A 25536-nucleotide genomic window follows, 5' to 3' on the forward strand; every position below is an offset into this window, starting at 1 on the left:
GCAGGGATGCACTAATGTCGCGGGCGCATGGATGCGCAGGAGCGACCGGGGCCGACAGGCCCCTTCCGTCAGCCAGAGATGGCGACATCCGCAAAGCGCAGCGTCGGCATGCAGCTGGAACGACCCCAAGTCCAATAGGTCTGCTTGCCGATGGCGTCGATACGCTGCAGCATCTGGTAGAAATTACCCGCTACGGTAATACCGCGCACAGGGTGCAGGCGCTGGCCGTCTCGACACAGATAACCACTGGCACCAAAACTGAAGTTGCCCGACAGGGCATTGGCGCCTGAATGAACCCCCTGCAGATCGGTCAGCCAGAGATAGTCTCCGGCCAGCAGTTCGCTGTCATCCGCGGTGCCGGGCAGGATGGCCAGCTGGTGAGTACTCACACCCAGCCCCGACTTGGGGCCGCGCGTGGCATGACCGGTTGAGCGGGTACCCAGTTCGCGAGCCGTTGCGGAATTGTGAATCAGCGTCTGCAACTGCCCTTGGTCAATCAATCGGGTTTCTGCGGTGGGTGTGCCCTCGGCATCGAACAGGGCGTAACCGAAACCCTCGGTATTCAGCGGCCGGTCGACCATGGTCAGGCCGGAGACCGCCACCGGTTTGCCGAGCTTGTCGCGCCACGGGTTCACGCCATCACAGGCCGCTTTGCCGGACAGCGCCAGCCCGAAGGCAGACAACAAATCACTCTGGGTTTCCGGGTCGAAACAGACCGCATAGTGACCACTGGCCACCGGTTTGCCTGACAGCAAAGCAGTCGCCTGGTCATGCGCGCGCTCGATGATCGGCGCTGCATGCACGTCCTCGCCCCGACGGGCAGCCTGGCCCCAGCCGGCCATGGCGGTAGTCTCGCCTTCGGCGGCCAGCGCATAGGCATACAGATAATTCAGCCGCTGGCGACTGGTGGCCCGCAAGCCATGGGTAGAGGCCACGGTGCGCGCGGTCTGCCGCTCGGCAAAGCCATTGTAGGGCACATTGCGAATATGGGGCCGCGCGGCGAGCGTTGACTCCATGTCGAGCAGCCTTTCGATCCGCTGCTCGGCGGTCATGCTGCTCTGCGGGCAGAGCACGGCGTCATCCGTGTGCAATGTCGCGGACAGCTCAGCGATGCGCTCGTGCTCTTCGGTCTTGTTGAAGTGGGCGTTGAGCAGCGCCTGATCCACCAGCCACTGCAGGGCTGTGTCATCATCGGCTTCACTGAAGGCAATACCCACCTGGCCGTCGCGAATGACGCGCAGACCGAGCGTGCGGCTGCGGCTGACGGACTGCTCTTCAAGCTGTCCGCTACGCGCCTTGAGCGACAGGGACTCTTTCTCGTCCACAATCAGGTCGCCGGAGGCACCGGCCTGACGTACTCGATCCAACACCTGTGCAATCATGTCATCCTGTACCGTCATCAGGCATTGCCTCCCACCAGGATGTCATCCACTTTTACTGCCGGCTGGCCCACGGTGGTCGGGATGGACCCGCTGACCGAGCCACACATGCCGCAGGCCAGATCCAGATCCTTGCCGACCATGCTGATCTCCTTCAATACCGACGGGCCGGTGCTGATCAGGGTGGCGGCCTTGACCGGGTAGCGGATCTTGCCGTCTTCGACGTAGTAGCCCTCGGTCACGGCAAAGTTGAACTCGCCCGTGCCGGGCTGCACCGAACCGCCACCCATGCTGGCGGCATAGATGCCCTTGTCGATCGAGGCGATCATGTCTTCAAAGTTGTCATGGCCGGCTTCGATAAAGGTATTGCGCATGCGCGAAGCCGGCGCATAGCGATAGCTTTCGCGCCGCCCGGAGCCAGTGCGTGCAAAGCCCGTCTGCTCGCTGCCCAGCCGGTCGACCATGAAGCTGGTGAGGCGGCCGTCCTTGATCAACTGGGTGCGCTGGGTTTCCATGCCTTCGTCATCAATATTGATCGAGCCCCAGGCATTGTCGATGGTGCCGTCATCGACGGCGCTGACCACGGGTGAGGCGATCATTTCGCCCATCTGGTCATGAAAAACCGACGCCTGCTTCGCCACCGAGGTGGTCTCCAGCAGATGGCCGCAGGCCTCATGGAAAATCACCCCGCCGAAGCCATTGCCGATGACCACCGGCATGCGGCCGGAGGGGCAGGCCTTGGCGCCCAGGTTGACCCGTGCCTGGCGGGCCGCTTCCTGCCCCAGCAACGCCGGGTCACGCTGCGCATGAACTTCCCAGCCCAGCATGCCGCCGATGTTGTCGCTGCCGGTGGCCTGCTCCTGACCATCGGCTGCCACTGCCGTCACAGCGACCCGACAATAATGGCGGGTGTCGCGCGTATGCAGGCCTTCGGTGTTGAACACCTCGATCTGTTGTTCGCGCTGCAGAATATTGCCAATGGTGCGGGAAATCTGTTTGTCGTCCGCGCGGGCGCTCAGGTCGGCGCGGCGCAGGAAATCGACTTTCTCAGCCAGTGCCGTATCTTCGCTCAATGGCGTCAGCACCTTGTGCTGTGTCGGCGGTTGCCGGAAATCAAAGGCCAGGGCAGTACTGACCGGATCGCGTCGGTCGCGCGCCGCCAGCACATCCACAATGCGGCAGAGTGACTCGGCGTCGCGCTGATTGGTATAGCCATACAGCACCTGATGGCCGTATACCAAACGCACACCAATGCCGAACTCCAGGCCGGACTGCACATCCTCGACCTGGTCAAGAACCGTGCGCAGGCTCTGGCGCAATTGGCGTTCAACAAAGAGGTCAGCGAAATTCGCCCCTTGGGCAAGGGCGTGATCGAGCACCCGCCGGGCCGTTGTAACATCCAGCATGGTGATTCTCCCGCGATTGGACTGTGTCAGGACAGTACGGAGCGAGCCAGTCTTCCGGTCACTTCCGCCACATGGTTCAGGAAGAGTGTATCCATGCTGGAGCGGAAATACTCGGAGTCTTCTGCTATCAGCACCATTACTGCAACCAATCGGTCCTGATGCAGCAGGGGTGCGGCCGCCACGGAGCCGGCGACATCAGCGTCATCACCGAGCAGGCGTGCCGCCACGTCCGGATCAATCGCCCCACACCAGCATTTGTGTTCATCCACCAGTGTCGGCCAGGCCTGCCGGACGGTGTTTTCCGTCATCAACTGGCTGATCGACCCGGACACATGCAGCCGCTCGTCGAGCGCCAGCAGTTGTACCCGGTCTACGTCAAAGTGCCGGCTGAGCCCCTGGCTCAGCGCCGTGAGCACACCGGCCCAGTCGCGGGCATCCAGCAGATGCAGCACCTGAGCCCGCAGCCGCATGAACAGATGATCGTTATCGCGCGCCGTCGCAATCAGATGGTGCAGCCGCTCGCGCAAACTGCCGGCTTCGCGGCGCAGCACATCGTTCTGCTTTTCCAGCAGCGATACCGCCTGCCCGCTGTGATGGGGAATCCGCATCAGTTTGAGCAGCGCTTCCCGGCCGGAGAAAAACTCCGGGTGCTGCTCCAGCCAGACCGCCACTTCTTCAGCCGTCAGGCCCTGCGGGTCTTCCTCGTTCAGTGTTGCATCAACTTTGGTCATGATCACGCTTCCTGGTTGATCTCGCCATCGTATACGAAGCTGGCCGGACCTGTCATGTACACAGGTTGTCCTTCACCCGCCCAGCTTACTGTCATCTGTCCGCCATTGACCTGCAGGGTCACGGCTTCATCCATAGTACCACGCAGTCGCGCCGCTACCAGCGCCGCGCAGGCGCCACTGCCGCAGGCCAGTGTTTCGCCTACCCCTCGTTCGAACACACGCAGGCGCGCGAAGGTGGGGTTGTGCACATGCAGAAAGCCCACATTGGCGTGCTCGGGAAAGGCCTCATGAGATTCCAGAATAGGCCCCAGGTCATGCACCAGGGCATCATCGGGCTCGCGGTCCACCAGCAACACGGCGTGCGGATTGCCCATGGAAACCGGGGTCAATGACACCGTGCGGCCGTCGGCCAGAGACACGGGCTGTTCCAGTTTGAATTCCGCGGCCTTGAAAGGGACGTCTTCGGGCTGCAGGCGCGGCACGCCCATATTCACTCGAACCTGTCCATCGGCCAGCATCTGCAGCTCCAGTCGACCCGCTGCCGTTTGTACCGGAATGGTCTCACTGGCGGTCAGACCCTGACGGCGCACAAAGGCCGCGAAACACCGGGCCCCGTTGCCGCACTGTTCGACTTCGGCACCGTCGGCATTGTAGATACGATAGCGAAAGGCAACATCGGGTGATTCGGGGGGCTGTACCAGCAGCAACTGGTCAAACCCGACACCGAATTGCCGGTCGCCCCAGGCGCGCACCTGTTCCCGGGTCAGGGTCACATCCTGTGTCACGCCGTCGATGACCATGAAGTCATTGCCCAGGCCATGCATCTTGGTAAAGCGCAGGCGCATCAGGACAGCTCCTGCTCTGCGGCCAGCAGTTCACTAAGCGTTTCGCGGCGGCGCACCAGGTGCGCCTTGTCGCCGTCCACCATCACTTCGGCCGCCCGAGGCCGGGTGTTGTAATTCGATGACATCACGAAACCATAGGCGCCGGCCTGCATCACCGCCAGCAGATCACCTTCTGCCAGCACCAGTTCGCGGTCTTTGGCCAGGAAATCTCCGGTCTCGCAGATGGGCCCTACGATGTCCCAGAGCGCCGGCTTGCCCGGACGCGGCGTAACCGGCACCACGCGCTGCCAGGCGCCATACAGGGCCGGGCGCAGCAGGTCGTTCATGGCACCATCGACCACGGCAAAATTTTTCTCTTCACCGGTTTTCAGCAATGACACCCGGGTCAGGAACATACCGGCGTCAGCCACGATGGAGCGTCCGGGCTCGAGGATAAGATGCAGGCCCTGAGCGGCCAGCCGGTCATGCACAATGGCAATATACTGTTCGATATCGGGGGGCTGCTCGCCTTCTTCGTAACTGACGCCCAGGCCACCGCCCATGTCGACGTGGACCAGCTCAATACCCTGGGTACGCAGCCTTCCCACCAGCACCAGCAGGCTGTCGAGTGCTTCCAGAAGAGGTTCAGTCTCGGTCAGCTGTGACCCGATATGGCAGTCTACACCGACCGGCTCGATAAAGGCCATGTCGCGCGCCTGCAGATAGAAGGTTTCGGCATCCTCCACCGGCACACCGAACTTGTTGGCCTTCAGGCCGGTCGAGATATAGGGGTGGGTGCGCGCATCCACGTCGGGATTGACGCGCAACGAGACGCGCGCCACGGTTTCGAGCGAAGCGGCCACGGCCTGCAGTTGCTCGAGTTCACGCAGGGATTCGACATTGAAGCAGTGGATACCCACTTCCAGCGCCCGCTGCATTTCCGCGGGCTGCTTGCCCACGCCGCTGAACACCACCCGGGCCGGGTCACCACCAGCCGCCAGAACGCGCTCCAGCTCGCCGCCGGATACAATATCGAAACCGGCGCCCTGATCGGCCAGGGTGCGCAGCACGGCCAGATTGGAATTGGCTTTGACGGCGTAGCAGATCATGTCCTGCTCGGACACGGCCGACTGATACCGCTGGTACTGACTGATCAGCGCCTGCCTTGAATAGACGTAGAGCGGTGTACCGAAGGTCTCTGCAAGTTGCTCGACGGGCACCTGTTCGGCATGCAGGCAGTTGTTGTCGTGCAGAAAGGGGATAAAAGGGGTCATGAATGCTGTAGTACCCGGGCGTTTCGCCGTTTAATCAATGTCTGTACTGATGAGTGTTCGCGCGTCTTCTTCCGGCAGCGTCAGGTCCGTCTTGTAGCCGCAGGCGCTCAGCCACAACAGCAGGCAGACCAGGCAGGTGAGACGAAGGATCATGAACAGCTCCGGTGAACGCACTTTGAACGCCGCCAGTATACGTGTTTTGGCCTCGACTCGCATCCGCTCAGAGGTAGCGGTTCAGCCGCTGTTCCAGGCGGTGCTTGTAGAGCAGGTAGTGATAGGTCTGGGCGGTGCCATCAAAGAAATCGGCCAGCAGTTCTTCGGAGAACTGCAGATCATTGATGAAGCAAGGGTAGCGGCTACCCTGCTCTCTCAGTTCAAGCACCCGGCTGGTGACATGCTGGAACAGATCGGGCCCCAGGCGCAGTGAGCTGTACTCTTCGTGGTCGACATAGACCTGATAGTGCACCTCGTCCTTCCGGTTGCCATTGACCATGACCTGTATGCGGCAGGCATCCAGCTCATCGTCCTCCGCGCCCGGCCAGTTGACCAGGCGCGCCGGCTTGCTGGTGGTGGCCGCTTTCACCTCGAAAAACAGAATGCGGCGCCGGGAGATGATCAATTCAGGGTCGAACTCGGAGGTATCCGACGTCATCTGCTGCAGCTCGACATTGCGCAGAAAGCGATACAGGTGATTGAGCAGGTTGCTCACGCCATGGTTGGGAGAGCGGGCATGGAACAGGGTGCCCATTTCATCAGCCACCCAATAGCCGATATGCCGGGTGTCGGCCTGAAAGCAGACCACGATCTGGCCCGGACGGGCCGACTCGAGAATCAGCTTGAGCGCTGGATGGTGGCGCATGGCGTTGCGATCCAGCACCAGCGGACTGAAGCGGCTTTGCTGGCGCGCCAGCAGCGGGTAGAGGTTGCGCAGGCCGTCTGCCTGTTCGGTATAGAAGCGGCCGTCTTCGAACTGGCACAGGTGAAACGTCTGCTCGATGCGCAGCAGATAACGCTGCGCATCCGCTTCGGCATCATCACGGGCCATGAACACCGACAGCATGTCATTGACCAGCTCCTGGACCCGCTGCGCGGTCGCGGCGGCCCTGCTCGGGCAGAAGCAGTGGACTTCGATCTCCGGCAACGGCTCATTGCGCTGGCGACGCAACCGGGTAAACAGGGCCTGCAGCATCTGCACCAGTGAATCGGGGCCCGAATAGCGGGTGCACACAACCTCATGCCAGGAGCTGACCGTCACCATATCCAGCGTGCGCACCAGGTTTTCGCCGAGCGCGCTGTAGTCCAGCGAATCCACCCGATTGGATATCTTCTGCAACCCGCGCTGCGACAGCGAGGCCATGGGATCTTCCCCGACGTTGACGTAGAGCAGCACCTTCTGCACGCGTGACGGGCGGCGAAACGCCTGCTGCGGTGCCGGTGGCAGCGGATAGGCCAGGCTGTGGCGCAGGGTGGACATCAGTTCCTTGACTTCAAAGTCAGTCAGGTCCGAGCGCTGACTGTAGACCGGCACATGCAGATGCCCGGTCAGCAGACCATTCAGATGACTCCACAACAGCACCTCGAGAAAGCCGCTGCCCTGCTTCAGAGGCGGGGGGTAGGTGGCGGGCCGAGTGGCCGACAGATCAATATAGGCGGCCCAGAGGTACTGCCCGCGCTCGCGGGCCGGCAACTGGTGCAGTGTGATCTTTTCCTGACCCAGATTGGGCACCGCGTGTTCATTGATGATGTCGATCTTGCCCGGCTTGCGGTCAAAACTGGCGTGCAGCTTGCGACCCAGCACCAGCATGTCCGCCCGCGTCATCACCGACTGGGCGCCCTGCTGCTGGGAGTAGCGGGTCATGTTGCGATAGCTCTGGGTAAACTCGCGCATGATGGCCTGGCGTTCTTCCAACGCCTGCTCGATACCCCAGTTCTCGCGCTGGTCCATCAGGGTCAGCGTGCCCGGCTGCCAGTGCCACTCGGTCACCAGGTCCATCATCAGCGAGCGCCGCCAGTTGGTGCGGCCGCGGCTCTGCGGCCGACTGAGACTCATGCCGGTTTTCTGATACAGGCACTGGCGAATCAGTTCCAGCCGTTCCGGCTGATCCCTCTCGCGCAGAAACCGCTCCAGTCGCCGATAGAGCATGACGTAGGGGTCCAGTCGATCCAGCGAGGTTTCTTCGTCATGGATGCGCTGCTTGAATTCCTGACACAGCATGCCGCGACCGGTGTCATGGTCGTGCAGGTAACACTCCAGCAGCATCAGCTTGAGCAGCGATTTCCAGGGTGAATCGATGCCCTTGTACAACTGCCACATGGCCGCGCCGAGAAACTCCCCCAGCGGCATCTGGTTGATGCGGCCAAAATCGACCACCGTGTGCTCCGGCACCCGACCACTGTCGAACAATGCCCTGACGGCGTCATCATAGCGGTGCTCGAGCTCGGGTGGCACATACCACCAGGCGGGCGTCGCGCCGGCCAGGTAGATGCCGGTTCGATAGAACTCATCGAGCAGTAGATAGTGCTGGGAGCTGCCGCAGTACTCGCCATTGAGCGTCTCTCGCTCGCCACCGCGGAAACTTTCGGCGTTCATAAGAAAGAGGTGCAACTCTAGATTGTAGCCCCGCGCCCAGGCCTCGAGGCGCCGGCACTTGTCATCCAGCAGAGCCAGTTGGCCCTCTTCCAGATGACTGCGATGGCAGACCCAGAGATCCAGATCACTGCGCACCGACTGGGCCACGCTGCCCGAACTGCCCATGAAGAACAGGGACACAATGGCCGGGTCAGGGTGGCGGGGTGGGATATGCCCGGAAAACTGCCGACTGTATTGGCGCAGCAGCTTGACGCTGGACGCATCAGGCTCATAACCCTGGATGCCGGACGGGGCGTCAGCATGGGTGTACCCCGGCAGATTGATGTCATTGACATGCAACAACAGGGGCAATAACGTCAGGCAGCGTTGCTGCTGATACTGCAGACCCTGACGCACACGCTCAAGTCGACCTGACTGCACGGTGAGAAAGCGCTCGCGCAGCGCCAGGACCTTCTTCGGGTCCAGTATCAGGTCATCCGTGGCTGGGGATGTGGGCTCGGCTGCCATGACGACACACAATCAGTTGATAGGACATTGGTCTCTCTTGTTCTATAGTGTAGCGGCCCATTTGACAACAAAAACCTAAAGCGATGGATACGAACAACCCGGCTACTCATGTTCTGGTCGTCGACGACGACCTGGAAATCACACAGTTGCTGAATGCCTATCTGACCCGCAACCAGTTTCGCGTGTCGGTGGCACACAACGGCACCCAGATGATGTCCCGCCTGGACCATCACGATGTCGACCTGATCGTGCTCGACATCATGATGCCCGGTGATGACGGGTTTACACTGTGCCAGAAACTGCGCACCCGGTCCGATATTCCGATCATCATGCTGACCGCCGGGTCCGACGAGACAGACCGCATCATCGGCCTGGAACTGGGCGCTGACGACTACATGACCAAACCGTTCAACCCGCGCGAGCTGCTGGCCCGCATCAAGGCGGTGCTGCGCCGGGTGGAAGACCGCAAGCAGCATGGGTTCAACAGGGCCGAACAGTTGAAGTTCGGCGTCTGGACACTGGATGTCCAGCAACGCCAACTGCATCATGAGCGCGGCGACCGGCTCAGCCTGAATGGCGCCGACTATGATCTGTTGCAGATCTTTCTGCAGCACCCCGGGGAGGTTATCAGTCGCGAGTCGCTGTTTCAGCGCCTCAAGGGACGGGAACTCAGCCCCTACGACCGCAGTATTGATGTCCAGATCAGTCGACTTCGGCACAAGCTGAATGACGACGGCAAATCACCACAACTGATCAAGACGGTTCGTGGCCAGGGCTACCTGCTGACCGCCGACGTCGAGGTGCTGTAGGATGGCTTTGCTCGAGCGCTTGCGGGAACGCGGTCAGGCGGCCGTCTCGTCCCTGTTCGGCAGGCTGCTGGTGGTGGTGGTGACCTCGGTGATCAGTTCCTTTCTGCTGGCCACGTTTATCTGGATCTATTACATCCAGAGCGGCAAGGAAGCCGACGCGGTATCAAGCGTGCAGGATCTGGCCACCGCCATGGCCTCGACCGTCACCTACTTCGAAGCGCTGCCGCGGGAATTCCAGCACATCATCATTGACCAGCAGCGCAACCTGGGTGGCAGTCGCTTCTTTCTGAGCGTCAACACGGAATTTGTCGAGTATGAAGCCATTCGGGAAAACCCGCTGAAACGGCGACTGATCGAAACCTATCAACAGACGTTTCGCGAGCGGCTCGGGCAGCGGGTTGGCGATATCAGTGTCGACTTTGCCTACCCCAACGCGCTGCGGGTGTTCAATACCGGTGTTCTGTTTTCCGAGCTGCCATCGCGCTGGGTACAGAACAATCTGGTGATGAACCCGCCCGCCCCCGTGCTGGTGGCGCAGATGCAGATGGAGAACGGCGACTGGCTGTATCTGGCCAGCCTGATGCTGCCAGACCCCTATGTCGCCGAAGGCGTCACCCTGTTCACGATGGATCAGGTGATATTCACCGGCATTCTGCTGGTGATTCTGATGATCAGCAGTTGGTTTATCGTGCGCTGGCTCACCCGACCCATGCGCGTGCTGTCGCACGCCGCCATGGCCCTGGGGCGGGACATTCACCAGAAGCCGGTGCCCGAAACCGGAACCTTCGAAGTGCGCCAGACGGCCCGCGCCTTCAATATCATGCAGCGACGTATCCTGACCTTTATCGATGACCGTGACCTGCTCTTCTCTGCCATCTCCCATGATCTGAAGACGCCCATCACGCGCCTGCGTCTGCGTGCCGAACTGCTGGAAGACGATACCGTGCGCGATCGCCTGAACGGCGACCTCAATGAGCTGGAGCACCTGGTACAGGGCGCGCTTGAACTGGCACGCGGCACCGATATCCATGAACCCGTCACACTCATCCGGCTGCATCCGATGCTGGAGGCGATTCAGGAAGAGGTCGCCGTGATCGGTCGCACCGTACACCTGGAGGTGAGCCCTGCCGTGGCCTACAACGGCAAATCAATGGCTCTGAAGCGCTGCCTGTCGAACCTGATCCACAATGCGGTGTTTTATGGCCGCGAGGCCTGGGTTAGCGTTGAAGATACCGGTGAAGGCGTCACCATCGTGGTGCGCGATGATGGCCCCGGTGTCCCGGAAGACAAGCTCGACCAGATTTTTGACCCGTTCGTTCGTCTTGAGGGTTCACGCAACCGGCATACCGGCGGTACCGGCCTGGGCATGACCATTGCGCGCAACATTGTGCACAGTCACGGTGGTGAAATCAGCGTGCGCAATGCCATGGGCCATGGGCTCGAGGTCACCATCGAATTGCCCCATGAGTAGCGGGCACCGGGCTGAACCAGTGTGTCGACAGGCTGCCCAGTGTTACTGCCGGCGACTTTTGTAACAGGCTTGTTACAGAATAATCGGGCGCCACGCCTGACGCCCTGCGATGGCGCCATGAAGGCGCCTTGCCGCCAACCAACGGGCCTGCCAACGTTACACTACGTTGCGCTTGCTTACGTGTATTCCCGGCACGAGCCGCCTAGATTCTAGGCATCGCATCAGGTAGCCGACTTTCAGCCTCCTGGCGTGGCGGGCCTGACCCGCAGGCAGGGTATCCCTTGGAGTGCAACCCTCAGGGACTCTGCAGCTCAAACGACAACAACAATGATGCTGAGGAAAGACCATGAAATTCAGAAAATCTCTTCTGGGCGCCGCTATTGCCGGCACCCTGGCAAGCTCTTCCATGGCCGGTGAAGTTGAAGTATTGCACTGGTGGACCTCCGGTGGTGAGGCCGCAGCCATCGCCGTACTGCGCGACATGGTAGAGGACGAAGGCCACACCTGGACCGACTTCTCCGTCGCCGGCGGTGCCGGTGAAAATGCCATGACCGTGCTGCGCGCCCGCGCTGTATCCGGCAACCCGCCGGCCTCTGCCCAGATCAAGGGCCTGGAAATCCAGGAATGGGGTGATCTCGGATTCCTCGCCAGCCTGGACTCAGTGGCCGCCGCAGATGGCTGGGATGACTTCCTGCCGGAAGAAGTGGCCAGCGTAATGAAATACGACGGTCAATACGTCGCGGTACCGGTCAATGTGCACCGGGTCAACTGGATGTGGGCCAACCCTGAAGTGCTCGAGAGCGCCGGTGTATCCGCGCCGACCACGCTGGACGAGCTGTGGGAAGTGGCTGATCAGTTGCAGGCTGCGGGTTACACCCCGATCGCCCACGGCGGTCAGGCCTGGCAGGACGCCACCACCTTTGAAAACTTTGTATTGGCCACCGGTGGTCCGGAGCTGTTCAGCAGAGCCTTTGTCGATCACGATGAAGATGCGCTGACCAGCGATGCCATGAAAGAAGCCTTCACCCACCTGCGCCGCATCACCGACTATATTGACGAGGGTGCACCGGGTCGGGACTGGGATCAGGCCACGGCCATGGTCATTCGTGGTGAAGCCGGTATTCAGTTCATGGGCGACTGGGCCAAAGGTGAGTTCACCGCGGCCGGCCTGACTGCAGGCGAAGACTATCTGTGTGTTGCCTTCCCGGGCACCGACGGCATGTTCACCCACAATGTCGACTCTCTGGCCATGTTCACGCAGCGTGATTCGGCCAACCAGGAAGCTCAGGCCACCATGGCCAGCCTGGTGCTGTCGACCGAGTTCCAGGAAACCTTCAACCAGAACAAGGGCTCTATCCCGGTCCGTCTGGACCACGACATGAGCACCTTTGACGAGTGTGCCCAGGCGTCCATGGACACCTTTGTGGCCACCTCGCAGGCAGGTGAAGGCCTGGTGCCCTCCATGGCGCATGGCATGTCTACAACTTCATCGGTACAGGGTGCCATCTATGATGTTGTGACTGCCTTCTTCAACAGCACGTCAATGACCGAAGATCAGGCTGTCAGCCGTCTGGCGTCAGCGGTTCGCGCGGCCCAGTAAGGTCTGTGCGCACCCGCCAGAGTCCAAGTCAGGCTCTGGCGCTGGCAGCAGGTGGCTCGCCCACCTGCTCGTACTACCCGGCATGACGGCTTTGTAGCACTATAAGCCGTCATGCCCAGCTTCTTCTGGAACCTGTTATGACCCAGTCCGTATCCACACCTGAACCTGTGCGGACGGTGCGCAAAGTGCGCAAGCCGTCGCTCGGGGATCGACTCGCTGAGCAGATCCCCCGCCTGGTGGTTTCACCGACCCTGCTGATTGCAGTGGTCTTTATCTATGGCTTTATGCTGTGGACCCTGGTGCTGTCGTTCTCGAATTCTCGCATTCTGCCCAGCTATGGCTTTATCGGTCTGCAGAACTATGAGCGCCTGTTCGGCAATGAACGCTGGACGGTGGCGATCACAAACCTGGCCATCTATGGTGTTCTGTTTGTCGTGATCTGCCTCGCCATCGGGCTGCTGCTGGCCATATTGCTGGACCAGAAAATCCGCGCCGAAGGCTTTCTGCGCACCGTTTATCTGTACCCGATGGCACTGTCCTTCATCGTCACCGGTACCGTGTGGAAGTGGCTGCTCAACCCAACCGTGGGGATTCAGCGCTTCGTGCGCGAACTGGGCTTTGAAGATTTCCGCTTCGATTGGCTGGTCAATTCGGACATGTCGATCTACACCATTGTGATCGCGGCGGTCTGGCAATCCTCCGGTTTTGTCATGGCCCTGTTTCTGGCTGGCCTGCGCGGCGTCGATGACAGCATCATCAAGGCGGCGCAGATTGATGGCGCCTCGCGCATCACCATCTACACGCGCATCATCATCCCGAGCCTGCGGCCGGTATTTTTCAGCGCCATCATCATGCTGTCCCACATTGCCATCAAGTCGTTCGACCTGGCACTGGCACTGACGGGTGGCGGCCCCGGATTCAGTTCCGACCTGCCGGCCATCTTCATGTACCAGTTCTCGTTCACCCGCGGCCAGATGGGCGTGGGGGCCGCGTCGGCGATCATCATGCTGATGGGTGTCATGGCCATTCTGATTCCCTATCTGTACTCCGAACTGAGGGTGAAGAAAGATGACCGTTAAACATTCTGAACGCCGCTATTCGGAGGTGACAGGGCGCGCCGTTCTGTACGCCATCCTGATCATCGTGGCCATCTACTACCTGATTCCGCTGGCGATCATGATCAGCACGTCGTTCCGCGATATGAATGATATCCGGTTTGGCCACCTGATCGACCTGCCGTCCAGCCTGAGTCTCGAGGCGTGGCGCATGGCCTGGAGTGAAGTGCAAATCGGTGCCCGGCGCCAGTTGGGTCTGCGGCCCTACTTCATCAATTCACTGCTGATCACCATTCCGGCGGTGACCATCTCGGTGATTGTGGGCGCGCTGAACGGCTATGTGCTCAGTTTCTGGCGCTTCAAGGGCTCCAATATCTTCTTCGCACTGCTGCTGTTCGGCTGCTTTCTGCCGTTCCAGGCCATCCTGCTGCCGCAGGCGACTGTGCTGGGCAAGATAGGCCTGAGCGGCACCATTCCCGGCCTGATACTGACCCATGTGGTTTACGGTGTGGCCTTTACTACCCTGTTCTACCGCAACTACTACGTCAGCCTGCCCGGTGAACTGGTAAAGGCTGCGCAACTGGACGGCGCCGGCTTCTGGCGTATTTTCTGGCGCATCATTCTGCCCTTGTCGACACCCATTACCGTGGTGGCGGTAATCTGGCAGTTCACCCAGATCTGGAATGACTTCCTGTTCGGTGTGGCCTTCTCGTCGCCACGCTCGCAGCCGGTCACCGTAGGTCTGAACAACATGGTGAACAGCTCCACCGGTGAGGTGCGGTACAACGTTGACATGGCAGGGGCCATCATTGCTGCCCTGCCCACCCTGGCGGTCTACATCATCGCCGGCAAGTATTTCGTCCGCGGCCTGACCGCAGGCTCGGTCAAAGGTTAGAGGAAAACAACAAATGGCCAATCTCCATATTGATAACGTGCACAAGTCCTTTGGCGATACGCATATCCTCAAGGGCATCAACATGGACATCGCCGATGGCGAGTTCATCATCCTGGTCGGCCCGTCCGGCTGCGGCAAATCCACGCTGATGAACTGCATCGCAGGGCTGGAACAGGCCACTACCGGGCGCATCATCATCGAGGACGAGGATGTCACCGAGGCCATGCCCAAGGACCGGGACATCGCCATGGTGTTCCAGTCCTATGCGCTGTATCCGAACATGAACGTCTGGAAAAACATCGCCTTCGGCCTCGAAATCCGCAAGATGCCCAAGGACGAAATCGCCAGCACAGTGGAGCGGGTGGCTGATCTGCTGCAGATCCGGCCGCTGCTCAAGCGCAAGCCGAGCCAGTTGTCTGGCGGCCAGCGCCAGCGTGTGGCCATGGGGCGTGCTCTGGCCAGGGACCCGAAGATCTTTCTGTTCGATGAACCCCTGTCCAATCTTGATGCCAAACTGCGTGTCGAGATGCGTACCGAAATCAAAAAGCTGCATCAGCGCCTGAAAACGACTATTGTCTATGTAACCCATGACCAGATTGAAGCCATGACGCTGGCCAATCGCATCGCGGTCATGAAAGACGGCATGATTCAGCAGTTCGGTTCGCCGCAGGAAGTGTACGACGAACCGGTGAACCTGTTTGTCGCCGGGTTCATGGGGTCACCTTCGATGAACTTCATCCGTTGCAAGGTGATGGAGCATCAGGGCGAGGCCCATATTCGCATGGAAGTGGATGGCAAGGATTACAATCTGCCTATTCCCAAACAGGAGCAGGCGGTTCGCCAGCGCATCGGCCAGACCGTGATTCTGGGCATTCGCCCTGAGCAGATCACGCATGTGATTCCCCAGCAGGATGCCGGGCCCAACATGGCCAGTGTTGATGGCAAGATTATTGTGACCGAACCGACCGGGGCCGATACACTGACCCTGATCCGCATGAACGACCAGGAGGTCAACTGTCGGGTGCACCCCAGGGAAGCCAAAGAGCCCGGGGAGACGATGACGTTCATGATCAACATGGACAAGGCGATTTTCTTCGATCCGGAAACAGAAGACCGGATTATCTGATTGCGTTGCTGCGTGTGTGAATTATGGGTGGCCACTGGCCACCCTTTTTTTGTGCCACAGTTCAGTAGCGCCGCCGGGGCCCCTGATAATCCTGCCGCATCAGGTTGAACGGCGGCTGTCGCCCGACCAGGGATTCGATCAGGGCCAACTCTTCATCCGTATGATTGATAAAGGGCGCCTCGATGATCAGCCGGCCGTTGTCCGGCTCGCGGAGTACATAACGGGACTCATGGTAACGCGCGGCGACGCGCTCGCGCTGCTCCGGACGCGCCAGAGCGGACAGATCGGTCAGGCCGTAGCAGGTGCAGATATAGCTGCGGTCCTCATCGGACTCTGCATAGAGGCCGGTGCCGCGGATGCCGATGGAGGCCGTGCTGGTCATCATCTGCAGCTCGGCATCATCGGCGCGATGACCAAACACACTGAGCACCTTGCCCTTCACCAGACGCAACCCGGTGGCCAGCAAGCCTTCACGTTCCAGTTGCAGTTCCGAATTTTCGCGCAGGATATAGGCATCCCGCTCAACCACAAAGATGATGGTGCTGTTGCTGCCGGTAACGACCAGGCTGTCGGGGGTAATCTCGGTGTCCATGTCGGCGCGCTGACCATCCACAGTCACCTCACCCTGCAGTTCATAGACCGACTGGCCAGGCGGCAAACTGTCGGGCACGCGCCCCAGCAACTGAGCTTGGGCCCGGTTGCCCAACAAGGTGCCGGTACTGGTGCTGGCCAGAACCGACCAGAGACTGAATTGCAGCGAGCGCTGCAGAAACTGGCGGCGATTGTCCATGAGCGGTCTCCTGTGCACCGGACGTTCGGTTACTATACACTATACTGACGATGGGCAAAGGGAGAACCCTGATGACCCCCAGTAACCTGATTCGTACCGGCCTGTTCTATTGCGCGGCAATGCTGGCACTGCCCGTGTCGGCCCTCGACTATCACTTGGGCATCGGTGTCGACGACAATCCGATGCTCAGCCGCAACAGCACGCTCGACCGCCCCGTGGTCACCCTCAGCGCCAGCCTCTTCGACAGTGAATTCTTCGAGCAGAGCCAGAGCACCGGCTATTCGATTGAGCGGGCACTTGATGTCGAGTATATCGAGACGACGCCCAGCCTGAGCAGTGTGAGTGCGGAGCTGGGGTTCACCCAGTACTGGCAGCCTTCGCCGGGCTACAGTGCGCCCTGGTACCAGTTGTCACTGAGCGGAGCTCCGCAACTGGTGCTCAACGACCAACGCAACCGGGTCAGCTTTGACGCCCGACTGAGCCGGCATCAGCGGCTCACCGACCGGGTTGGCCTGGAAACGGGAGTGCTCGGGCACTACAGTGTGGCACCGGAACGGGTGATGCAGAATGCGCGCTGGGGTATCGACAGCCAACTGGGTTATGAGAGGCGTCTGCCCGGTTTGCGCGGCTGGCGGGGTCTGTATCTGCATGGCAGCGTGATGAGTGGTCAGTTTATCAGTGCACGCAGCTATAACCCGAGCAGCGTCGATGCTGATGAAAAGTTCAGGGATCGCGGGCTGCGCAGGGATCTGGACGGCTACTGGTGGCTGTATCGCACCAGCGGTCAGGCCTACAGCCTGACTGTGAACTCGCGCTTCCAGTGGAGCTCACGCACAGCGGTGGATCTGTTCGCCCAGGCAACCCAACTTGATAGCGACATTGCCGACTATACGCGGTTGAGCGCCGGCATCACCTTCAGCAGTCGGCTGATCGACCGCAAGCCGCAATAGTGTCGAATTAACCCGCTAGCAATCAGGCATTCACCACGTGCGACTGTTTGCTTTCTGACGCGGTGCTTTGTTCCGCCATGAACTCCGCCAGCGCCTGCCGCCGATCCTTCGTCATGCCTATGCCGGTTTTGGTGCGCCGCCAGATAACATCATCCGGGGTTTCCGCCCATTCGTGAGCCATCAAATAACGCACCTCTTCACCATACAACTGGCCGAATCGTGGACCCAGGTCAGCTTCAGAAGTGGCGTCGCCCAGCCAGCGCTCGGCGAGTCGACCATAGCTGAAGGCCAGTCTTCGGGCAGCCTTTGGCGTCAGGAAAGGATACCGTTTTTGCAATTCTTCGGCGTAGGACGCCGGGTGGCTCATATTTTCACCACCGGGCAGCAGCGCCTTGTCCGTCCAGGGCTCCGACATACCGGGAAACCAGGGTTTCAGTGCTGACACGGCCGCCTGGGACAGTTTGCGATAGGTGGTCAACTTGCCACCGAATATCGACAGCAGAGGCGCATGCCCGTTATCGTCTTCCACTTCAAAATGGTAGTCACGGCTGACCTTGGACGCGTTTTCCTCCTCGTCCGGCCGCTCACCCTGCATCAGCGGGCGCACTCCCGAGTAGGTCCAGACAATGTCCTTTCGACCCAGTTTGCACCGAAAGTAGTCCTCGGTAATGCGGATGAGATAGTCGATTTCATCATCATCGATTTCCGGGTTTCTCGGATCACCATGATAGTCCACATCCGTTGTGCCGATCAGCGAGTAGTCTTCCAGATACGGCAGCACAAACACGATGCGGCCGTCACTGTTCTGCAATATGTAGGCTTCTTCTTCATCGTGAATACGTGGCACGATGATATGACTGCCCTTCACCAGGCGAATGGTCTTGTCGATACGCACATTGTCGAAGCTGTCGAGCACCTTGCGCACCCAGGGGCCCCCGGCGTTGACCAGCGCCTTGGCATACAGAGTGAAACTGTTGCCGGCCTGCGGCTGCACCGTCACCGCCCAGACGCCGTTTTCCCGCCGCGCCCGGGTCACGGAGTGACGCGTCATGATAGTGGCGCCTTTCTGTTCGGCCAGCTTGGCATTCATGACCACCAATCGCGCGTCATCAGCGCGGCAATCGCTATACTCGAACCCTTTGACGTACTCCGGGCGCACTGGCCCCTGCGGATCGAAACGGATGCCCTTTGACCCCTTGATGCTGGTCCGCTTGCTCAGGTGATCGTAGAGAAACAGGCCGATGCGAATCATCCAGGCCGGCCGCAAACCCTTGTGGTGGGGCATGCGAAAACGCAGCGGCGTCACCAGATGGGGGGCCACGCGCAACAGCACTTCGCGCTCACCCAGTGCTTCGCGCACCAGACGAAACTCATAATGCTCCAGGTAGCGCAAGCCACCATGGATCAGCTTGGAGCTCCAGGACGAGGTCGCACTGGCCAGATCGTCTGTCTCGCAGAGTGCCACCGAAAGCCCGCGCCCGGCTGCATCTGCCGCCACACCGGCTCCGTTTATACCGCCGCCAATGACCAGCAGATCGTAGGTTTGTTGCGCCATCTTGAAGTCCTGCCCGTTGTCATGTTTGCCTGCCGCTGTGCCTTGGCACGACAAGCGATGCAATTCGTTTATATTCGTTTTAATCAAATATAATCATTAACGAACATGTGCGCAACACAAATCATCTGTCATCGAGGAATCAGGAACGCATGGAAGGGTCAGCAGATGTGCAGGTCTACCTGTTGCTGGGTCAGGTAGTCCACCAGGCTCTGCGAGGGCCTTTGGTCAGTGAAGAACGCGGAGCACTGGTTCAGATTGCCCAGGCGCACCATGGCATTGCGCCCGAACTTGGAGTGGTCGGCGGCCAGGTAGACATAGCGCGAATTTTCCATGATGGCCTGCGCGATGCGCACTTCCTGGTAGTCGAAGTCGAGCAGCGTGCCTTCGTCATCAATGCCGCTGATGCCGATAATGCCGTAATCCAGCTTGAACTGATGCACGAAATCCCGGGTGGCTTCCCCGACAATGCCCCCATCGCGACTCCGAACCTGTCCGCCGGCAATGATGACCGTGAAATCGGGCTTGTTGCTGAGGATGGACGCCACATGCAGGTTGTTCGTCACCACCTTCAAACCCTTGTGGCCCAATAGTGCCTGAGCAACCGTTTCATTGGTGGTGCCGATATTGATGAACAGGGACGAATGATCGGGAATGTGCATCGCCACCTGCTCGGAGATGCGCGTTTTCTCTGCCAGATGTTGAATCTTGCGCGTCTGATAGGCGGTGTTTTCAGCGCTGGAAGCCACTCCGGCCCCGCCGTGATGGCGCTCGATCAGGCCATCTTCCGCCATCTGGTTCAGGTCACGCCTGATGGTCTGCGGCGTAACCGAAAAGTGGGCCACCAGTTCATCTATGGTCAGATAACCCTTCTGCTTCACCAATTGATGAATACGGCTCTGTCGCAAGGCCTGGCTCATAGCGAAGGAGTGTCCTTATGCCTGACGTTCACTGGTGTACTGCAACGATCATGCAGCACATTCGATTCTGGTTCGCGTGCTGGAAGGCTCATGTTCGAACCTGCGCTCGCATTATGGAGCAAAGACGAGCACGTCTCCACCCCCAGCAATAGCTGGAGGCTGTCGGCGGCTGGAATACAGTCTGTTACGAAATTGGCAGTTGCCTTTCACGAGATCGCTCGTTATAAATGGCACAGAGTGGAACATAAACGAATAATTACGAATATCTGCAAGGCGACCTCATGACTCAATATCTGCTTGCCATTGATCAAGGCACCACCTCCAGTCGTGCCATTCTCTACACCCCCGACATGACAGTGGTCAGTACGGCGCAGGAAGAATTCAAACAGCACTTTCCGAAAAACGGCTGGGTCGAGCATGACCCGGAGGACATCTGGGAGTCGGTGGTGCGCAGTTGTCGTGCTGTTCTGTCCAAAAACAATGTGGATGCCAGCCAGGTCAGCGCCATCGGCATCACCAATCAGCGGGAAACCACCCTGGTATGGGACAAGAGAACCGGCAAGCCGGTATACAATGCCATCGTCTGGCAGGACCGGCGCACCGCAGCACTGTGTCGCGAACTGCATGAAAAAGGGCTCGAAGAAACCTGCCAAAAGAAAACCGGGCTGCTGCTGGACCCCTATTTTTCCGGCACCAAGGTCAAGTGGATCCTGGACAATGTCACCGGCGCCCAGAGCAAGGCAGAAAAAGGTGAGCTGCTCTTCGGGACAGTGGATACGTTCCTGCTGTGGCGGATGACCAAAGGCAAGGTGCACGCCACCGATGCGACCAATGCCTCGCGCACCCTGATGTTCGATATTCATCGACAGCGCTGGTCAACCACCATGCAGAAGGAACTGGGTGTGCCTGAAAGCATGCTGCCCGAGGTCATGGACAGCGCCGCCGATTTTGGCACCTGTGACGCCGAGTGGCTGGGCGCCGACATCCCGGTCTGCAGCATGATCGGCGACCAGCAGGCGGCGCTGGTTGGCCAGGCCTGTTTCGAGCCGGGCATGCTGAAGAGCACCTATGGTACCGGCTGTTTTGCTGTGGTGAACACAGGCTCCGAGGCCATCACCAGCCAGCACCGGTTGCTGACCACTGTGGGGTATCGTCTCCAGGGCACGACCACCTATGCCCTGGAAGGCAGTATCTTCATGGCCGGCGCCATCATTCAGTGGTTGCGCGACGGCCTGGGCATTATTGAAAATGCGGCTGATACCGAAGCGCTGGCCAAGTCTATCCGGCACGACCAGTCGGAAATCATGGTGCCGGCCTTTACCGGGCTGGGCGCCCCCTACTGGGACCCGGACGCCCGAGCGGCGGTTTTCGGCATGACTCGGGATACCGGGGTTGCCCAGATGGTGGCTGCCGCCATTCGCAGTGTCGCTTTCCAGACGGAAGACCTGTTGCAGGCGATGGTGCAGGATGGCATCGAAGTCAAATCACTGCGGGTTGACGGTGGCATGATCCGCAACCGCTGGTTCCTCCAGACTCTGGCCGACCTCACCGGTGTTACCACCGTCACCAGCAACACCGCAGAAACCACGGCCCAGGGCGCGGCTCTGCTGGCGGCGTTGCATCAGGGCTATTTCAAGGGTTTGCATGACCTGGATTCGGTGTGGCGCGTGGAGGAAAAGTACAACCCGGCCTTGCGCCAGGCAGATCGCGAGAAGTATTACCGTCGTTGGCAGGCGGCGGTGGCGAAAGTGCAGTCCGAGTGACTGTGCGGGGACGGGTCAGGACATCAGTGTTTCATGGTGACGTAGCCGTTTGCGCAAATTGGGTGTCTCCGATCGCAGCGTTGGCCCGGGCATTTTGCCCGGGCTTTTTTTGCCTTGGTTCCCTCAGCCGCTGGAGATGGCGGACAGATCGACTTCCGGCATGGCCTGGAAGCCCGGGCGTGCCAGCAGATAACCCTGGAAGTAGCGCACGCCCATGTCTGCCAGTTCCCGGAAGTCCTCCTTGCGCTCAACGCCCTCGGCCACCAAATCGATGCCAAGATCCAGAGCCATTACGGTGATGCCGCGCACGATTGCCCGCTTGACCGGATCCCGGGCGATACCCTGCACCAGATGCATGTCGATCTTGATGATGTCGGGCTGAAAGTTGGAGAGCAGGTTCAGCCCCGAATAGCCTTCACCGAAATCGTCGATGGCAGTAGTAAAGCCGAGCCGCTGATAGGCCTCGATAATGGTCTTGAAGTGCGACGTATCACCCATGCTTTCATGTTCGGTCATCTCGAACATGATTCTGTTGTGTGGAAAGTCATAAAGCCGGGCTGCGTCCAGCGTAGCCCGGATACAGGTTTCGGGGTCATAGATGGCATTGGGTAGAAAGTTGATGCTGAGGTAGGCCCCATCCGGCATGCCCAGCTCGGTGGCCAGGCGAATGGCCGTCACCCGAGACGCTTGGTCAAAGGCATATTTGATCTTCTGGGTCACCTGCGACAGGATCGTGCCCGCCCCTTCGCCGTTTACACCCCGAGCCAGTGCCTCGTAGGCAAATACCCGTTGCAGCTTGTGATCCCAGATGGGCTGAAAAGCCATTGAGAACTCGAAGGGCAACGGCACCTGACAGGCGCAGATATCGACGTTGGGGACGGTTTTGATAATTTCAGGGTCGCGCGTGAAATTGGCTTCGGTCATAGTCGCGTCGTCACTTTTCCTTCAACTGCTGATCTGTCGGGACTTTGGGGGCTGCAGGCCACACCCCTTTCAATTTAGACGCTTTCCGAGTGCTGAGCCAACAATTTACTCTCCGGCGACTCATTCCCTGGCGGCGGCCTGGCGCAGCTGTTCATCTTCAGCATAGCGCTCGGCCAGCGCTGATTTCAGCGGTACGCGCAACAGCAGCAAAGCACCAATGACGAAGAACAGGATGACCATCAACAGGGCGTTCTGACGGCTGAACACATCCGCCACAACCCCGAACATAGCCGCCAGAATGGCCGCCGAGCGCATGAACATGCCCCAGAGGCCGAAGGCACTCCCGGAACGCGCATTGGGCGTCAACTGACCCACAAGCGACCGGCTGGAGGCCTGAATAGAGCCAATGCCGGTGCCTGCCAGCAGTGCAATCACGGTGAAGACATGCACCGGATCCGCAGAAAACAGGTCCGCCAGGGGCTGCAGGGCATACATGGAGCCGATGGCGACGATCCAGAGTCCAATGGTGATCAACAAGGTAGGCCGCGCCCCAATGGCGCGATCCATGAACCCGAAGGCGATGGCACCGAACATGGCGCTGAACTGGGTAGCCAGAAACACGTTGATCAGCTCTGCAGCCGACATGCCAAGTTCAGCCGAGGTATAGATACCGATGAACTTGATCACCGCCTGAACACCGGCCGTGTAGAACAGGAATGCCAGGAAAAAACGCATCAATGCGGGCTGTTCGCGCGCGGTTTTGCGCAAATCGAGGCTTTCCAGCCAGGTTCTGTCGACCACCCTCGGGTCGGGAGTATTTCTGCGATCCTTGACGAAAATGAAGGTGGGTATGGCAAAGAGCACGAAATAGATGGAGATGGCCACCATGGCCCACTGATTCTGGCGCACATAGGTGGCCAGGTCGGACGCAGGGTCTGCCCGGACGATCAGGATCGACACCAGAATCATGCTGATCAGACCACCGATGTAGCCCACACCCCACCCGAGGCCTGAGATAACACCCATATTGCGCCGACTGGAGATATCCGGCAGAAATGACGAAATAATGGCCTCACCCAGCATCCAGGCGGTGTTGGACACCAGCAGAAGAACAATCCCCAGCCAGACATAGCCCGGCGCCACAAACCAAAGCGCACAGGTGAACACCACACAAAAAGCTGTCGACACCGCCAGCAGTTTTTTCTTGCTGGCCCCCTGATCAATGCGCTGACCGACAATGGGTGACAGCAACATGGCCATCAGCATGGAGCCGACCAGAGCGATCGACCAGTAGGTGTCGCGCAGGGCGCTGTCCTCCGGCACGATTACACTGACGAAGAAGGCACTGTAGATAAACGAGATGACAACCGTGGTATAGGCCTGGTTGGCGATGTCATACATGGCCCAGCCGAAGATTTCACGCTTGCTGCCGGGGTTGCCGGCCGGCTCTGTATTCTCGACACTCATGCGGGTACTGCCCTTTGCTTGGCCCACTGACGCAGACCCTGGATGTCTTCGGAACGGGTTACCGAGATGGGTACAGTGCTCTCAAGTGCCCAGAGCAGATCGGTGTCTGCCACGGGCCGCTGGTCACGATGACAGCGGTGCAGCGCCGAAATCACCGCAGCTTCTATTTCAGCCCCGGTGAAGCCCTCGCTGGCCTCGGCCAGGCGGTCCAGATCCAGGCCCGAGGTGTCCACTTCCCGCTTCTCCAGATGAATTCGGAATATATCACCGCGCACGGCAGGGGACGGCAGGTCGACAAAGAACAACTCGTCGAGGCGACCCTTGCGCACCAGTTCCGGAGGCAGTTGCCGAATATCATTGCTGGTGGCCACCAAGAGCACCCGACTGGAGCGTTCTGCCATCCAGGTCAGCAATGTGCCCAGCATGCGGCGCGACACGCCGCCATCCTGATCGCCTACCGCTATGCCCTTTTCGATTTCATCCATCCACAACACACAGGGGGCCACGCGATCAGCCAGGCGCAGAGACTCGCGCAGGTTGCGCTCGCTCTCGCCATGATATTTGTTGTACAGGGCACCGATATCCATGCGCAGCAGCGGCACTCGCCAGAGCCCGGCAACGGCCTTGGCGGCCAGGCTCTTGCCTCCGCCCTGCACACCGAGCAGCATCAGCCCGCGCGGTGGGTCAAGGGGGTGGTCCGCCTGTACGAAGCTGTCCCGTCGCTGCTCCAGCCAGGCCTTGAGATTGTCCAGCCCGCCGACTTCGGAAAAAACGGCCGTATCAAACTCATAGGTCAGTACACCGTCCATGTCCATCAGTTCAAACTTGGCCTGATTGATCTCGGGCAGATCATCCAGCGTGATGGCGCCATCCTCGAAAATGGCCGTGCGCACCAGGCGCCGGGCATCGCTGTGGCTGACGCCACGCAGGTTGGCCACCAGTTTGCGCACCGCAGTGCGGTCGGTGCGGACCTGGCGACCGACATTCTGCTCGGAATAGGCCCGGGCCTCTTCACGAATGATGTCGAACAGTTCTTCATCACTGGGCAGATTCAGCTCGATTCTGGCGACCAGTCGACTGAGTTCGGGCGGGACATCCAGCCGATGGCTGATCAGAAAAAGTGTTTGCCCATGGTTGTCTCGCGTTTGCGCCAGTTCGCGCAGCAAGCGCACCACCTTGGGTTCACGCAGAAACGGGTGGAGATCACAAAGTGCCACCAGGCTGCGGCTGGAGCGCCGACGCAAGTGTTGCAGCACCTCTTCGGGTTCAGTGAACTGGGCCTCTTCGTCTGCCATGGACAGGCCGCCCGCAACCAGGCCATCGGCCACCGACCAGCGCTGGAAGTCCTTGTACAGTTGCCCGGCCAGTCGAGTCAGCGCGGCAAGCGCCCGCTGCTCTTCATGGGTTTCAATGACGATAATCGGTGTGCCGGAACGCACCAGCACTTCGAGCTCCCTCAACTCCTGCATACCGAGCCTCCAAGGTAATCGTTCAGGCGCTGGA

The 25536-nt window shown here is 59.8% G+C and carries 21 protein-coding genes; 8 read left to right on the top strand and 13 right to left on the bottom strand.

Annotated elements, in window-relative coordinates:
* Positions 1-68: 68 nt before the first annotated feature.
* From LAT62_RS06045 to LAT62_RS06075, 7 genes are all read right to left on the bottom strand, one after another.
* Complete coding sequence (locus LAT62_RS06045) at positions 69-1400, bottom strand: TldD/PmbA family protein (RefSeq protein WP_293380501.1); 1332 nt, start codon at positions 1398-1400, stop codon at positions 69-71.
* Positions 1400-2785, bottom strand: a complete 1386-nt coding sequence (locus LAT62_RS06050) for a TldD/PmbA family protein (RefSeq protein WP_293380504.1) — start codon at positions 2783-2785, stop codon at positions 1400-1402. The genes LAT62_RS06045 and LAT62_RS06050 overlap by 1 nt, the downstream gene beginning before the upstream one ends.
* A 26-nt stretch (positions 2786-2811) precedes the next feature.
* Positions 2812-3516, bottom strand: a complete 705-nt coding sequence (locus LAT62_RS06055; RefSeq protein ID WP_293380507.1) for a DUF484 family protein — start codon at positions 3514-3516, stop codon at positions 2812-2814.
* A 2-nt stretch (positions 3517-3518) separates the two neighbouring features.
* Positions 3519-4361: a diaminopimelate epimerase gene (dapF, locus tag LAT62_RS06060; RefSeq protein ID WP_367120533.1), complete on the bottom strand. Its 843-nt coding sequence runs from the start codon at positions 4359-4361 to the stop codon at positions 3519-3521.
* On the bottom strand, positions 4361-5614 hold the full coding sequence (gene lysA / locus LAT62_RS06065; RefSeq protein WP_293380510.1) for a diaminopimelate decarboxylase: 1254 nt from the start codon (positions 5612-5614) through the stop codon (positions 4361-4363). The genes dapF and lysA overlap by 1 nt, the downstream gene beginning before the upstream one ends.
* Positions 5615-5644: 30 nt before the next feature.
* Positions 5645-5767, bottom strand: a complete 123-nt coding sequence (locus LAT62_RS06070; protein ID WP_293380513.1) for a lipoprotein — start codon at positions 5765-5767, stop codon at positions 5645-5647.
* Positions 5768-5834: 67 nt separating this feature from the next.
* Positions 5835-8711, bottom strand: coding sequence for a class I adenylate cyclase (locus LAT62_RS06075; protein WP_293380516.1), 2877 nt, complete (start codon positions 8709-8711; stop codon positions 5835-5837).
* Between the two features lie 83 nt (positions 8712-8794).
* On the opposite strand from LAT62_RS06075, the gene LAT62_RS06080 reads away from it, so the two are divergent.
* The 6 genes from LAT62_RS06080 to LAT62_RS06105 all read left to right on the top strand — a co-directional run bounded on the left by LAT62_RS06080 (position 8795) and on the right by LAT62_RS06105 (position 15667).
* Positions 8795-9520, top strand: coding sequence for a response regulator transcription factor (locus LAT62_RS06080; protein WP_293380519.1), 726 nt, complete (start codon positions 8795-8797; stop codon positions 9518-9520).
* A gap of 1 nt (position 9521) precedes the next feature.
* Positions 9522-10991, top strand: coding sequence for an ATP-binding protein (locus LAT62_RS06085; RefSeq protein ID WP_293380522.1), 1470 nt, complete (start codon positions 9522-9524; stop codon positions 10989-10991).
* Between the two features lie 346 nt (positions 10992-11337).
* On the top strand, positions 11338-12591 hold the full coding sequence (locus tag LAT62_RS06090; protein ID WP_293380524.1) for an ABC transporter substrate-binding protein: 1254 nt from the start codon (positions 11338-11340) through the stop codon (positions 12589-12591).
* A 137-nt stretch (positions 12592-12728) separates the two neighbouring features.
* Positions 12729-13670: a carbohydrate ABC transporter permease gene (locus LAT62_RS06095; RefSeq protein ID WP_293380527.1), complete on the top strand. Its 942-nt coding sequence runs from the start codon at positions 12729-12731 to the stop codon at positions 13668-13670.
* Positions 13660-14541, top strand: a complete 882-nt coding sequence (locus LAT62_RS06100) for a carbohydrate ABC transporter permease (protein ID WP_293380530.1) — start codon at positions 13660-13662, stop codon at positions 14539-14541. Before LAT62_RS06095 ends, LAT62_RS06100 begins: the two co-directional genes overlap by 11 nt.
* A 13-nt stretch (positions 14542-14554) precedes the next feature.
* Positions 14555-15667 carry an ABC transporter ATP-binding protein gene (locus tag LAT62_RS06105; RefSeq protein WP_293380533.1) on the top strand — a complete coding sequence of 371 codons (1113 nt, stop codon included), beginning with the start codon at positions 14555-14557 and terminating at the stop codon, positions 15665-15667.
* Positions 15668-15728: 61 nt separating this feature from the next.
* Here LAT62_RS06105 and LAT62_RS06110 read toward each other — a convergent pair whose 3' ends face one another.
* The gene (locus tag LAT62_RS06110; RefSeq protein ID WP_293380536.1) at positions 15729-16457 is read right to left on the bottom strand and encodes a hypothetical protein; all 729 of its coding nucleotides are present in this window, start codon (positions 16455-16457) and stop codon (positions 15729-15731) included.
* A 71-nt stretch (positions 16458-16528) separates the two neighbouring features.
* On the opposite strand from LAT62_RS06110, the gene LAT62_RS06115 reads away from it, so the two are divergent.
* Complete coding sequence (locus tag LAT62_RS06115; protein ID WP_293380539.1) at positions 16529-17407, top strand: hypothetical protein; 879 nt, start codon at positions 16529-16531, stop codon at positions 17405-17407.
* 22 nt (positions 17408-17429) lie between these two features.
* On the opposite strand, the gene glpD is transcribed toward LAT62_RS06115, so the two are convergent.
* Positions 17430-18962, bottom strand: coding sequence for a glycerol-3-phosphate dehydrogenase (gene glpD, locus LAT62_RS06120; protein WP_293380542.1), 1533 nt, complete (start codon positions 18960-18962; stop codon positions 17430-17432).
* 158 nt (positions 18963-19120) lie between these two features.
* On the bottom strand, positions 19121-19879 hold the full coding sequence (locus LAT62_RS06125) for a DeoR/GlpR family transcriptional regulator (RefSeq protein WP_293380545.1): 759 nt from the start codon (positions 19877-19879) through the stop codon (positions 19121-19123).
* Positions 19880-20160: 281 nt separating this feature from the next.
* Between LAT62_RS06125 and glpK the strand changes: the two genes are divergently transcribed.
* Positions 20161-21642 (top strand): glycerol kinase GlpK, encoded by a 1482-nt coding sequence (glpK, locus tag LAT62_RS06130; protein WP_293380548.1) that lies wholly within the window; start codon positions 20161-20163, stop codon positions 21640-21642.
* 123 nt (positions 21643-21765) lie between these two features.
* On the opposite strand, the gene LAT62_RS06135 is transcribed toward glpK, so the two are convergent.
* The 3 genes from LAT62_RS06135 to LAT62_RS06145 form a co-directional block, all read right to left on the bottom strand.
* Positions 21766-22566: an EAL domain-containing protein gene (locus LAT62_RS06135; RefSeq protein WP_293380551.1), complete on the bottom strand. Its 801-nt coding sequence runs from the start codon at positions 22564-22566 to the stop codon at positions 21766-21768.
* Positions 22567-22686: 120 nt separating this feature from the next.
* Positions 22687-24033, bottom strand: coding sequence for an MFS transporter (locus LAT62_RS06140; RefSeq protein WP_293380554.1), 1347 nt, complete (start codon positions 24031-24033; stop codon positions 22687-22689).
* On the bottom strand, positions 24030-25502 hold the full coding sequence (locus LAT62_RS06145) for an AAA family ATPase (RefSeq protein ID WP_293380557.1): 1473 nt from the start codon (positions 25500-25502) through the stop codon (positions 24030-24032). Before LAT62_RS06145 ends, LAT62_RS06140 begins: the two co-directional genes overlap by 4 nt.
* Between the last annotated feature and the right edge of the window lie 34 nt (positions 25503-25536).

It is taken from the genome of Natronospirillum sp. (assembly GCF_022565775.1).
Taxonomy (GTDB): Bacteria; Pseudomonadota; Gammaproteobacteria; order Pseudomonadales; family Natronospirillaceae; genus Natronospirillum.

Bases quoted from the DNA above. Each gene is read 5' to 3' on its own strand.
- LAT62_RS06050 (WP_293380504.1), bottom strand. From the start codon at position 2,785: ATGCTGGATGTTACAACGGCCCGGCGGGTGCTCGATCACGCCCTTGCC.
- LAT62_RS06100 (WP_293380530.1), top strand. From the start codon at position 13,660: ATGACCGTTAAACATTCTGAACGCCGCTATTCGGAGGTGACAGGGCGC.
- LAT62_RS06115 (WP_293380539.1), top strand. From the start codon at position 16,529: ATGACCCCCAGTAACCTGATTCGTACCGGCCTGTTCTATTGCGCGGCA.
- LAT62_RS06135 (WP_293380551.1), bottom strand. From the start codon at position 22,566: ATGACCGAAGCCAATTTCACGCGCGACCCTGAAATTATCAAAACCGTC.
- LAT62_RS06145 (WP_293380557.1), bottom strand. From the start codon at position 25,502: ATGCAGGAGTTGAGGGAGCTCGAAGTGCTGGTGCGTTCCGGCACACCG.
- LAT62_RS06075 (WP_293380516.1), bottom strand. From the start codon at position 8,711: ATGGCAGCCGAGCCCACATCCCCAGCCACGGATGACCTGATACTGGAC.
- lysA (WP_293380510.1), bottom strand. From the start codon at position 5,614: ATGACCCCTTTTATCCCCTTTCTGCACGACAACAACTGCCTGCATGCC.
- LAT62_RS06080 (WP_293380519.1), top strand. From the start codon at position 8,795: ATGGATACGAACAACCCGGCTACTCATGTTCTGGTCGTCGACGACGAC.
- glpK (WP_293380548.1), top strand. From the start codon at position 20,161: ATGACTCAATATCTGCTTGCCATTGATCAAGGCACCACCTCCAGTCGT.
- LAT62_RS06125 (WP_293380545.1), bottom strand. From the start codon at position 19,879: ATGAGCCAGGCCTTGCGACAGAGCCGTATTCATCAATTGGTGAAGCAG.
- LAT62_RS06090 (WP_293380524.1), top strand. From the start codon at position 11,338: ATGAAATTCAGAAAATCTCTTCTGGGCGCCGCTATTGCCGGCACCCTG.
- LAT62_RS06095 (WP_293380527.1), top strand. From the start codon at position 12,729: ATGACCCAGTCCGTATCCACACCTGAACCTGTGCGGACGGTGCGCAAA.
- LAT62_RS06070 (WP_293380513.1), bottom strand. From the start codon at position 5,767: ATGATCCTTCGTCTCACCTGCCTGGTCTGCCTGCTGTTGTGGCTGAGC.
- LAT62_RS06045 (WP_293380501.1), bottom strand. From the start codon at position 1,400: ATGACGGTACAGGATGACATGATTGCACAGGTGTTGGATCGAGTACGT.
- LAT62_RS06055 (WP_293380507.1), bottom strand. From the start codon at position 3,516: ATGACCAAAGTTGATGCAACACTGAACGAGGAAGACCCGCAGGGCCTG.
- dapF (WP_367120533.1), bottom strand. From the start codon at position 4,361: ATGCGCCTGCGCTTTACCAAGATGCATGGCCTGGGCAATGACTTCATG.
- LAT62_RS06085 (WP_293380522.1), top strand. From the start codon at position 9,522: ATGGCTTTGCTCGAGCGCTTGCGGGAACGCGGTCAGGCGGCCGTCTCG.
- LAT62_RS06140 (WP_293380554.1), bottom strand. From the start codon at position 24,033: ATGAGTGTCGAGAATACAGAGCCGGCCGGCAACCCCGGCAGCAAGCGT.
- LAT62_RS06110 (WP_293380536.1), bottom strand. From the start codon at position 16,457: ATGGACAATCGCCGCCAGTTTCTGCAGCGCTCGCTGCAATTCAGTCTC.
- glpD (WP_293380542.1), bottom strand. From the start codon at position 18,962: ATGGCGCAACAAACCTACGATCTGCTGGTCATTGGCGGCGGTATAAAC.
- LAT62_RS06105 (WP_293380533.1), top strand. From the start codon at position 14,555: ATGGCCAATCTCCATATTGATAACGTGCACAAGTCCTTTGGCGATACG.